The following is an 11,412-nucleotide window of genomic DNA, read 5'->3' as shown; positions in this document are numbered from 1 at the left end:
GAGCGGCGCGCCGGCCGGCAGCGCGTCGGCGGCAGCGAGCGCGGCCGGGGCGGACTTGCCGTGCTGCCCGTGACCCGCCATTCCTGACATGGACGACATGCCGGGCATGTCGTCCATCGAGTCCATGCCGGCCATGCCGGCGTGACCGGCATGCTGCGCCCACGCGGCGCGGGCGAACAGCGACGCGGCCGCGACTCCGATGGCGCGCGACAGGAAGGTTCTCCGTATCATCAAATCGTTCCTCGTTATCCATGCTGCGTCGCGCGGCCGCCGCGACACCCGCGCCGGCCGGCTGAAGCGCCGATGCGCGACGCCAATCCTGATGCCCGCGTCATCATAACCGCAGGCTCATATCGAGACGCTTCGCCGCCGGGCGGGCGGCGATACGCCGCACACTCGACAACGCCGCGCTGGACTCAGCACGCATCGCCCAGCATCGTCGATCGGCGATCCGCAGCCCTTGACTCACTCCCCCAACAGCAGTCGCCGCCCGCCCCATCCAGTCTCCAGGCGGCCGCCCGGCGCCCTGCCGTTCAGCCGCGCCCCGGCGTCGGACGCGTCACCGGGTCGCAAACCCGTCAATATTTCACGATGCGGAACAAGTCTCTGCGTTGTAAAAATTCGTGGTGCAGGGCACAAATTTCCCGTTTCGCGATGCCAAAAAACGTTCCGCAATACAAAACGACGAATATAAATATTTGTTTTTGAAAGAGAATTTTTGTTTAGTGGAGCCGTTCGACATGTACCATCCAACCGGGTCGCGGACGTAGACTTTGTCCCATGCACTGACGCTTCGCCGCGACGTTCGATACGGAACGCGGCGCAAGCAGCCGGTCGGGCCACAGCCGGTCGAACCGGCAGGCGGCACAACAGAATCGCTTGTGATCAGAAAGGGAGAACGGAAATGAAGGGATTTCGCTTTGGTTCAGCGCTCGGGTCGTTCTACATCCTGCCGGGTAACGGCGGCTGGGAAGCGACGTTCGGCAACGCCCTGCTCGGCGCATTCTCGTGCCCCGAAGTGGCGGCCGACCACATCTCCCGCGGCGACTGCGAGCAACTGTCCGAACTGGACACGGCAACGCTCGAAGTGCCGCACGAAATCGCCGAATGGGAAATCGTTCACGTCTGAATGGCAAGCCTGCAACAAAAAACGCCCCGGGCGACCGGGGCTTTTTTTCTTGTAACGGGCGGAGGGCAGCCTGGCCCGCCGCGCCGTCACTTGCTTCGACCCGCGCGATTGCGCGGCCTGCGTCAGGCGACCGCGTCGACGATGGCGTTCAGCGTCGCGCTCGGGCGCATCGCCTGGCTCGTCAGGTCGACGTTCGGACGGTAGTAGCCGCCGATGGCCTGCGCCTTGCCCTGCGCGGCAGCCAGTTCTTCCAGAATGCGCGCTTCGTTGTCGGACAACGACTTCGCCACGCCTTCGAACTGCGCCTTCAGCGCCGCGTCCTCGGTCTGCTCGGCCAGCGCCTGCGCCCAGTACAGGCACAGGTAGAAGTGGCTGCCGCGGTTGTCGAGGCCGCCGACCTTGCGCGCCGGCGACTTGTTCTCGTCCAGGAACTTGCCGGTCGCCTGGTCGAGCGTCTTCGCGAGCACGAGTGCCTTCGGGTTCTGGTACGCGTTGCCGAGGTGTTCGAGCGATGCCGCGAGCGCGAGGAATTCGCCGAGCGAATCCCAGCGCAGGAAGCCTTCCTCGACGAACTGCTGCACGTGCTTCGGCGCGGAGCCGCCCGCACCCGTTTCGAACATCCCGCCGCCGGCCATCAGCGGCACGATCGACAGCATCTTCGCGCTGGTGCCGAGTTCCATGATCGGGAACAGGTCGGTCAGGTAGTCGCGCAGCACGTTGCCGGTGACCGAGATCGTGTCCTTGCCCGCACGGATGCGTTCGAGCGAGAAGCGCGTCGCGTCGACCGGCGTCATCACGCGGATGTCGAGGCCGTTCGTGTCGTGATCCTTCAGGTAACGCTCGACCTTCGCGATGATCTGCGCGTCGTGTGCGCGTGCCGGATCGAGCCAGAACACGGCCGGTGCGCCGGTCGCGCGCGCGCGGTTGACCGCGAGCTTGACCCAGTCCTGCACCGGTGCGTCCTTCGTCTGGCACATGCGCCAGATGTCGCCCGATTCCACCGCATGCTCGAGCAGCACGTTGCCCGCTTCGTCGGTGACGCGCACGACGCCATCCGCCGGAATCTGGAACGTCTTGTCGTGCGAACCGTATTCTTCAGCCGCCTGCGCCATCAGGCCGACGTTCGGCACGCTGCCCATCGTGACCGGATCGAACGCGCCGTGCTGCTTGCAGTCCTCGATCACGGCCTGGTAGACACCGGCGTAGCAACGATCCGGAATCACGGCCTTCGCGTCGTACAGTTGGCCGTCCGGGCCCCACATGCCGCCCGAATCGCGGATCATCGCCGGCATCGATGCGTCGACGATCACGTCGCTCGGCACGTGCAGGTTCGTGATGCCCTTGTCCGAGTTGACCATCGCAAGGCGCGGACGCACCGCGTATTCGGCCTTGATGTCGGCTTCGATCGCTTCGCGCGTGTCGGCCGGCAGGTCCTTCAGGCGCGCGTACAGGTCGCCGATCCCGTTGTTCGGGTTGAAACCGGCCTGCGCCAGCACGTCTGCGTGTTTCGCAAGCGCGTCGCGGTAGAACACCGACACGAAGTGACCGAACAGGATCGGGTCCGAGACCTTCATCATGGTCGCCTTCAGGTGCACCGAGAACAGCACGTCCTGCGCCTTCGCGTCGGCGATCTGCGCTTCGATGAAGCTGCGCAGCGCGTTGCGGCTCATCACCGATGCGTCGATGACTTCACCGGCCTTCACGGCCGTCTTTTCCTTCAGCACCTTCTTCGCGCCGTCGGTCGTCGTGAGTTCGATCTTCACGCTGCCGGCTTCGGCGATCAGCGCCGACTTCTCGCTGCCGTAGAAGTCGCCTTCGCTCATGTGCGCGACGTGCGCCTTCGACGTGGCTTTCCAGGCGCCCATCTTGTGCGGATGCTTGCGTGCGTAGTTCTTGACCGACAGCGGCGCGCGGCGGTCGGAGTTGCCTTCGCGCAGCACCGGGTTCACCGCGCTGCCCTTGATCTTGTCGTAGCGGGCCTTGACCGCCTTCTCTTCGTCCGTCGACGGATCTTCCGGGTAGGCCGGCAGCGCGTAGCCCTGCGCCTGCAGTTCGGCGATCGCGGCCTTGAGCTGCGGCACCGATGCGCTGATGTTCGGCAGCTTGATGATGTTCGCTTCCGGCTTCAGCGTGAGCTGGCCCAGTTCGGCCAGATCGTCGGAACCCTTCTGCTCGGGCGGCAGGACGTCTGCGAATGCCGCGACGATGCGGCCGGCGAGCGAGATGTCGCGCGTTTCGACGGCGACGCCGGACGAACGCGTGAAGGCCTTGACGATCGGCAGCAGCGAATAGGTCGCGAGCGCGGGCGCTTCGTCAGTGAGGGTGTAGATGATCTTGGGCGAAGTGGACATGGTCGATGCGTTGCTACGTGAAAATTTGGACTGAGGAGCGCCGGCGGTAACCGGCGGGGAGCGACCGGGTCGGTCGCGAAAGGGGCGCGCCGGCTCAGCCGGGCGGTGGTGTTGCGAGGGCCGTCATGTTCTACCTTGCAGGGCCTCCGGGCCGCATCGCGGCGCCGCGGCCCGCATGCCGGACCGCCCTGCCAACAAACCTGCCATCCACGAAACGCTCCGGCGCCGGCAGTCAGCGCCGGGGCGGCCGGCAACCTGCCGGCCCACCCCGGAAGGGGACTTACATGTTCTCGATCAGCACTTCACCGAAGCCCGAGCACGACACCTGCGTCGCACCTTCCATCAGGCGCGCGAAGTCGTACGTGACGCGCTTCTGCAGGATCGACTTCTCCATCGCGGCGATGATCGTGTCGGCTGCTTCCGTCCAGCCGAGGTGGCGCAGCATCATTTCCGCCGACAGGATCTCGGAACCCGGGTTCACGTAATCCTTGCCAGCGTACTTCGGTGCCGTGCCGTGCGTCGCCTCGAACATCGCGACCGAATCCGACAGGTTCGCACCCGGTGCGATCCCGATGCCGCCCACCTGCGCGGCCAGTGCGTCGGAGATGTAGTCGCCGTTCAGGTTCAGCGTGGCGATCACGTCGTATTCGGCCGGGCGCAGCAGGATCTGCTGCAGGAACGCATCGGCGATCGAATCCTTGATGACGATCTCGTTGCCCGTCTTCGGGTTCTTCACGCGCATCCACGGGCCGCCGTCGATCAGCTCGCCGCCGAATTCCTTCTGCGCCAGCGCGTAGCCGGCGTCACGGAACAGGCCTTCCGTGAACTTCATGATGTTGCCCTTGTGCACCAGCGTGACCGACTTGCGATCGTTGTCGATCGCGTACTGGATCGCCTTGCGCACGAGACGCTCGGTGCCTTCGGTCGACACGGGCTTGACGCCGATGCCCGAGGTTTCCGGGAAGCGGATCTTCTTCACGCCCATCTCGTCCTGCAGGAACTTGATGACCTTCTTCGCCTGCTCGGAGCCCGCGGCCCATTCGATGCCCGCGTAGATGTCTTCCGAGTTCTCGCGGAAGATCACCATGTCGATCTTTTGCGGCTCGCGCACCGGCGACGGCACGCCCTTGAAGTACTGCACCGGGCGCAGGCACACGTACAGGTCGAGTTCCTGGCGCAGCGCGACGTTCAGCGAACGGATGCCGCCGCCGACCGGGGTCGTGAGCGGCCCCTTGATCGACACCACGTATTCCTTGAGCACCTGCAGCGTTTCGTCCGGGAGCCACACGTCCGGACCGTACACCTTCGTCGCCTTCTCGCCCGCGAAGATCTCCATCCAGTGGATCTTGCGCTTGCCCTTGTAGGCGTGCGCGACCGCCGCGTCGACAACCTTGATCATGACCGGCGTGATATCGAAGCCCGTACCGTCGCCTTCGATATAGGGAATGATCGGCTGATCGGAAACGTTGAGCGAGAAGTCCTTGTTGACGGTGATCTTGTCACCGCCTTCCGGAACCTTGATGTGCTGATACGGCATGATCGACTCCAGTGACGTGGCTGAGCAGGTGATGCTGGTCGAAGCTGCGCGCGCGGCGGGGGCGCGGCATGGCCACCCCGTGACGGCAACAGCGAGCCGCTATTCTAGCGCCCCAACCGGGCACTTCGGCATGAAGCGCGGCACTGCGTATCAAGACCCCACTTATGTCTTATATAAGACAGAGGACTTGGCGTTCCGTATTATGCATTAAGATTCCGCCATTTGCCATAGACCGCCCGCCCCCGCCTCCGCGGCGCGCCGGGCGGGCGACCCGCCATGAACCTGATCGCCCTCAACAAGCCGTTCGGCACGATTTGCCAGTTTTCCGCGCACGAGACGCGCCCGTCGCTCGGCGACTGGGTAAAAACGCCCGGCGTCTACGCGGCCGGCCGGCTCGACGCGGACAGCGAGGGGTTGCTGCTGCTCACCGACGACGGCGCGCTGCAGGCGCGCATCGCCGAGCCGCGCCACAAGCTCGTGAAGCGCTACTGGGCACAGGTCGAGGGCGCGCCGGGCGCCGCCGACCTGAAGGCGCTCGCGCGCGGCGTCGACCTCGGCGACTACGTGACGCGGCCATGCCGCGCCGAATTCATCGAACCGCCCGACGCGCTGTGGCCGCGCAACCCGCCGATCCGCTACCGCGCCGCGATCCCGACGACGTGGATCGAACTCGCGATCACCGAAGGCAAGAACCGGCAGGTGCGCCGGATGACGGCGGCCGTCGGCTTCCCGACGTTGCGCCTGGTACGCGTCGGCATCGGCGCACTGGATATATTCGCGCTCGACATTGCACCGGGAGAAACAATCGCACTGCCGCCGCGCGCGCCGTGGGACGGTTTCGCGCCCGCCGGATGACGGATTCGGGACGTGCGAATTTTTCGTCATCTTTTTCGTCAACCGCCCGCGAAGATCGCGCGTTAAACCACGCAGATGCCAACCTTAGCTATCCGGCATTGGCAGCCGAGCCGTGTTTGCGTCACGAAAGCGACGTTTTTATCGAATACGATTCGGCGCCCGCAGCGCAATGAGAAATTTCTCGAAGCGTCTGTCAACCGAAAGGTGGATGGCACCGTTAGACGACATGACTCCTATTGCCGGGTCATTTGGTTAATTAACTAAAGCTGAGGAACACAACATGAACAAACTGATCGCCGCTCTGGTCGCTGGCCTCTTCGCAACGGCTGCATTCGCACAAGCATCGGCTCCGGAAGCTGCTCCGGCTGCTGCTGAAGCTGCTTCGGCACCGGCTAAGCACGCTGCCAAGAAGCACCACGCAGCCAAGAAGCACCACAAGGCATCGAAGAAGGCTGCAGCAAGCGACGCAGCAGCACCGGCAGCTGCTTCGAACTAAGTAAGCTTGCTGTAATAACGCAGTCAAGAACACGCAGTCTTGCCGTTCTTACGGCGTTGAAAGGCAGATCACCGCAAGGCGATCTGCCTTTTTCTTTTATGTGCCCGTCGGCGCGCATCGCGTACCATGCGGGTCTTGTTTTCCAGATAGGAGCCTTGCTGTGCAATTCTCCCTGCGCTCGTCGCTCGGCCGCCTTGCGCGCGCCGCCGTGTTTCCCGCCGCGCTCGCCGTCCTCGCGCTCGGCATGCAGGCCGCCAGCGCGCAAGTGCCGCCCGGCGCCAAGCAGCCGGGCGAATTCCCGCGCGTGAAGCTGCGCGCCGGCATGTACGTGATCGACGCGGCCGTCGCCGCGAACGACCCCGACCGCGAACAGGGGCTGATGTACCGTTCGCAGCTCGCGCCGAACGAAGGCATGCTGTTCGTGTTCAACGAGAACGCGGTGCACTGCTTCTGGATGAAGAACACGCTGATCCCGCTGTCGATCGCGTTCATCCGCGCGGACGGCACGATCACCGACATCGACGAGATGAAGGCCGAGACGACCGACAACCACTGCCCGCGCAACAACGGCGTCTATGCCCTCGAAATGAGCAAAGGCTGGTTCGCGGCGAAGGGCATCAAGCCCGGCATGAAGCTCGAAGGGCTGCCGCAAGCCCAGTAACGGATATCGCCGCGCCGCCGACCCGACCCGCGTCACGTCGCGCCGCGTACCGACCGAAGCCGGCCGCCCGTTGCGCGCCGGCTTTTTTTCGCCTGCCGCCGGCGGCGCCCGCCTTGATTCGGCAAACACTGCCCGCATCTGCAAAAGCCACGGACAAGCGCTATCCTTTAAATCTCGCTAGTCCAGCCCGGGCCGGCCCAGCCGGCCCGCTTACGATCCGAACCTAAGGAGGTTCACGTGCCCCGCAAAACCCCCATCGAGCGCTATCGCAATATCGGGATCAGTGCTCACATCGATGCCGGCAAGACCACGACGACCGAGCGCATCCTGTTTTACACCGGCGTGAGCCACAAGATCGGTGAAGTGCACGACGGCGCGGCCACGATGGACTGGATGGAGCAGGAGCAGGAACGCGGCATCACGATCACGTCGGCCGCGACCACGGCCTTCTGGAAGGGCATGGCCGGCAACTATCCGGAGCACCGGATCAACATCATCGACACGCCCGGGCACGTCGACTTCACGATTGAAGTCGAGCGCTCGATGCGCGTGCTCGACGGCGCGTGCATGGTCTACGACTCGGTCGGCGGCGTGCAGCCGCAGTCCGAAACCGTCTGGCGCCAGGCCAACAAGTACAAGGTGCCGCGCATCGCGTTCGTCAACAAGATGGACCGCATCGGCGCCGATTTCTTCCGCGTGCAGCGGCAGATCGGCGAGCGCCTGAAAGGCGTCGCCGTGCCGATCCAGATTCCGATCGGCGCGGAGGATCATTTCCAGGGCGTCGTCGACCTCGTGAAGATGAAGGCGATCGTGTGGGACGACGAAAGCCAGGGCGTGAAGTTCACGTACGAGGACATCCCCGCGAACCTCGTCGAGCTCGCGCACGAATGGCGCGAGAAGATGGTCGAGGCCGCGGCCGAAGCGAGCGAGGAACTGCTCGAGAAGTATCTGCACGACCATGAATCGCTGACCGAGGACGAGATCAAGGCCGCGCTGCGCCAGCGCACGATCGCGAACGAGATCGTGCCGATGCTGTGCGGCAGCGCGTTCAAGAACAAGGGTGTGCAGGCGATGCTCGACGCGGTGATCGACTACCTGCCGTCGCCCGTCGACGTGCCCGCGATCCTCGGCCACGACTTCCACGATCCGGAAAAGCCGGCGGAACGTCATCCGAGCGACGACGAGCCGTTCTCGTCGCTCGCGTTCAAGATCATGACCGACCCGTTCGTCGGCCAGCTGATCTTCTTCCGTGTGTATTCGGGCGTCGTCGAATCCGGCGACACGGTGCTGAACGCGACCAAGGACAAGAAGGAACGGCTCGGCCGGATCCTGCAGATGCACGCGAACGAGCGCAAGGAAATCAAGGAAGTGCGCGCCGGCGACATCGCGGCGGCCGTCGGCCTGAAGGAAGCGACCACGGGCGACACGCTGTGCGACCCGACGAAGCCGATCATCCTCGAGAAGATGGAGTTCCCGGAACCGGTGATCTCGCAGGCCGTCGAGCCGAAGACGAAGGCCGACCAGGAAAAGATGGGCCTCGCGCTGAACCGTCTCGCGCAGGAAGATCCGTCGTTCCGCGTGCAGACCGACGAAGAGTCCGGCCAGACGATCATTTCGGGGATGGGCGAGCTTCACCTCGAAATCCTGGTCGACCGGATGAAGCGTGAATTCGGCGTCGAAGCGACGGTCGGCAAGCCGCAGGTCGCGTATCGCGAGACGGTGCGCACGACGGCGTCCGACGTCGAGGGCAAGTTCGTCAAGCAGTCGGGTGGCCGCGGTCAGTACGGCCACGCGGTGATCACGCTCGAGCCGAACCCCGGCAAGGGCTACGAGTTCCTCGACGAGATCAAGGGCGGCGTGATTCCGCGTGAATTCATCCCGGCCGTCGACAAGGGCATCACCGAAACGCTGAAGAGCGGCGTGCTCGCGGGCTACCCGGTCGTCGACGTGAAGGTGCACCTGACGTTCGGCTCGTACCACGACGTCGACTCGAACGAAAACGCGTTCCGGATGGCCGGCTCGATGGCGTTCAAGGAAGCGATGCGCCGTGCGAAGCCGGTGCTGCTCGAGCCGATGATGGCGGTCGAGGTCGAGACGCCCGAGGAATTCATGGGCAACGTGATGGGCGACCTGTCGAGCCGTCGCGGCATCGTGCAGGGGATGGAAGACATCGCGGGCGGCGGCGGCAAGCTCGTGCGCGCCGAGGTGCCGCTCGCGGAGATGTTCGGCTATTCGACGTCGCTGCGTTCGGCCACGCAGGGCCGCGCAACCTACACGATGGAGTTCAAGCAGTACGCGGAAACGCCGGCCAACGTATCGGAAGGCGTGATCAGCGCGAAAGTGAAGTAAGCGCGGCGCGATCTCGCGCTGTCGCACGCAGCAAGGCCCGTCCGGAACCGGACGGGCCTTTTTTCATGCGTGCACGCCGTGCGCGCGGCTTTTTTGATCGGCACGACCGGTATTTTTTTCGCGTGCCACAATGCAGCGCGATTCGTCAGATGGAACCATCCCGATGCCGCCCACCCCTGCCCTGCGCCGCCTGCTGATCCTCTATGCCGGCCTGATCGCCGCGAACGCCGCCGTCTGGCTGTGGGCGCTCGCCGTGTTGCGCGATCATCCGCTGCTGCTCGGCACTGCGGCGATCGCTTACGGGCTCGGGCTGCGTCACGCGGTCGACGCCGATCACATCGCCGCGATCGACGTTGCGACGCGCAAGCTGATGCAGGACGGCCAGCGTCCGGTGAGCGTCGGGCTGTTCTTCTCGCTCGGCCATTCGACGATCGTGATCGCCGCGACGCTCGGCATCGCGCTGACGGCATTCGCGCTGCGCGACCGGTTCGATGCGTTCCGCGAGATCGGCGGCACGATCGGCACGGCTGTGTCGGCCACCTTCCTGCTCGTGCTCGCGTGCGTGAACCTGGCGATCCTGCGCGACGTGTGGCGGCGCTATCGCGGCACGCACGGGCATGGGCACGCGCACGATGCGGCGCACGTGCACCGCCCGGCCGGGCTCGTGTCCCGGCTGCTGCGTCCGCTGTTCCGGTTCGTGTCGAAGAGCTGGCACATGTATCCGGTCGGCGTGCTGTTCGGGCTCGGTTTCGATACTGCAACCGAAATCGGCCTGCTCGCGATCGCGGCCGCACAGGCGAGCCAGGGGCTGCCGGTCTATACGGTCATGCTGTTTCCCGCGCTTTTCACCGCCGGCATGACGCTGATCGACTCGACCGATAACGTGCTGATGATTCACGCGTACGGTTGGGCAATGGACGATCCGCAGCGCAAGCTGCTCTACAACGCGAGCATCACGTTCGTGTCGGCGGCCGTCGCGCTGGCGATCGGCGGGATCGAGGCAGCCGGCCTGCTGGCCGACAAGCTGTCGCTGACGGGCCCCGTGCGCGACGCGCTCGATGCGGTCGGCGAGCGCTTCGGCTCGATCGGCTACGGCATCGTCGCCCTGTTCCTCGTCTGCTGGATCGCATCGATCCTGTTCCACCGCTGGCAGCGCGCGGCCGATGCGCCCGCGCGCTGAACTTAGCTCAGACGTTTCATTCCGGAAACAAAACTCCTACCAAAGACGTTGCATGCGCCGTCGCGCGCTGCGCGCGCCTTGTGCCGCGGGCTCAAGCGGCCGATGGCACGAATCTGGCAGATAGGGCTTCGCACGGCGGGCCCGCATGCCGCTCCGCGATCGAGGCTGGCGTCCAGCGCCGGCCCGAAGGCGATCGGCTGCCGACAGGACTACGAACCTTTACCGGCCCCCTGCACTACACGTAGATTGCCGCGCGGCGACGAGGCATCGCGCGCATGGGGAGGCCATGATGCTCAAGTCGAAACGACCGTTCCGCACGACGGGACGGTGCCATCGCGCAACCTTGTTCGCCGCAGCCGCGTTCGCGTGCTGCTGCTCGTATGCCGTCGCACAGGACGCGACACCGGACTTCGCGCCCGATGCCGTTGCCGGCGCGGACGCCGTCATGATGCTGGTCGACGACGCTTCGCCGTGCACAGCGAATCCGGCTGCGTGCTCGGTACACGTCTTCGCCGGTGGGCGCGCCGGGGGGAATGGCTCAGGTGCGACCGGCAATGGCAGCGGCAGCAGCCCCGGTAGCGGAAATGGCAGTGGCGGCGGAAGCGGCAGCGGCAGCGGCAGCGGCAACAACGGGAACGGTACCGTCGGACCTGCCGGCGTCGGCGGAACGACGAGCGGAACATCCGGCGGGACGAGCGGTTCGGGTGGCTCGGGCCGCGGTGGCAACGCGTCTGGTAACGGTGGTTCGGGAGGGTCTTCCGGGGGTGGGTCTTCCGGGGGTGGCTCGTCCGGTGGTAGTTCGTCCGGTGGTAGTTCGTCCGGTGGTGGTTCTTCCGGTGGTGGTTCTTCCGGTG

The 11,412-nt window shown here is 65.2% G+C and carries 8 protein-coding genes and 1 pseudogene; 6 read left to right on the top strand and 3 right to left on the bottom strand.

The genetic code is table 11. From position 1 onward, the window contains the following. A pseudogene (locus tag L810_RS37300) lies at positions 1-231 on the bottom strand (multicopper oxidase family protein); the annotation flags it as partial. A 673-nt stretch (positions 232-904) separates the two neighbouring features. Between L810_RS37300 and L810_RS37295 the strand changes: the two are divergent. Beyond that, entirely contained in the window at positions 905-1,129 is a 225-nt protein-coding gene (locus L810_RS37295; RefSeq protein WP_006490888.1) for a hypothetical protein, read from the top strand. A gap of 122 nt (positions 1,130-1,251) precedes the next feature. On the opposite strand, the gene L810_RS37290 is transcribed toward L810_RS37295, so the two are convergent. Beyond that, complete coding sequence (locus tag L810_RS37290) at positions 1,252-3,480, bottom strand: NADP-dependent isocitrate dehydrogenase (protein WP_042977826.1); 2,229 nt, start codon at positions 3,478-3,480, stop codon at positions 1,252-1,254. Positions 3,481-3,760: 280 nt separating this feature from the next. Beyond that, a complete protein-coding gene (gene icd / locus L810_RS37285) occupies positions 3,761-5,017 on the bottom strand; it encodes an NADP-dependent isocitrate dehydrogenase (RefSeq protein ID WP_006478026.1) in 1,257 nt (418 codons plus the stop codon). 276 nt (positions 5,018-5,293) lie between these two features. Here icd and L810_RS37275 point away from each other — a divergent pair, with 276 nt between their 5' ends. The 5 genes from L810_RS37275 to L810_RS37260 all read left to right on the top strand — a co-directional run bounded on the left by L810_RS37275 (position 5,294) and on the right by L810_RS37260 (position 10,558). Beyond that, positions 5,294-5,872, top strand: a complete 579-nt coding sequence (locus tag L810_RS37275; RefSeq protein WP_021163328.1) for a pseudouridine synthase — start codon at positions 5,294-5,296, stop codon at positions 5,870-5,872. A gap of 280 nt (positions 5,873-6,152) precedes the next feature. Further along, positions 6,153-6,368: a hypothetical protein gene (locus tag L810_RS46410; RefSeq protein WP_011352970.1), complete on the top strand. Its 216-nt coding sequence runs from the start codon at positions 6,153-6,155 to the stop codon at positions 6,366-6,368. 160 nt (positions 6,369-6,528) lie between these two features. Further along, positions 6,529-7,029, top strand: coding sequence for a DUF192 domain-containing protein (locus tag L810_RS37270; protein ID WP_021163326.1), 501 nt, complete (start codon positions 6,529-6,531; stop codon positions 7,027-7,029). Between the two features lie 237 nt (positions 7,030-7,266). Continuing rightward, positions 7,267-9,378: an elongation factor G gene (gene fusA, locus L810_RS37265; RefSeq protein WP_021163325.1), complete on the top strand. Its 2,112-nt coding sequence runs from the start codon at positions 7,267-7,269 to the stop codon at positions 9,376-9,378. A 163-nt stretch (positions 9,379-9,541) separates the two neighbouring features. After that, positions 9,542-10,558 (top strand): HoxN/HupN/NixA family nickel/cobalt transporter, encoded by a 1,017-nt coding sequence (locus L810_RS37260; RefSeq protein WP_021163324.1) that lies wholly within the window; start codon positions 9,542-9,544, stop codon positions 10,556-10,558. Positions 10,559-11,412 lie beyond the last annotated feature (854 nt).

Source organism: Burkholderia sp. AU4i (genome assembly GCF_000466765.1).
Classification (GTDB): Bacteria; Pseudomonadota; Gammaproteobacteria; order Burkholderiales; family Burkholderiaceae; genus Burkholderia; species Burkholderia cepacia.
The sequence above is the reverse complement of the archived record's forward strand: the minus strand, read 5'-3'. Positions and strand labels throughout refer to the sequence as shown.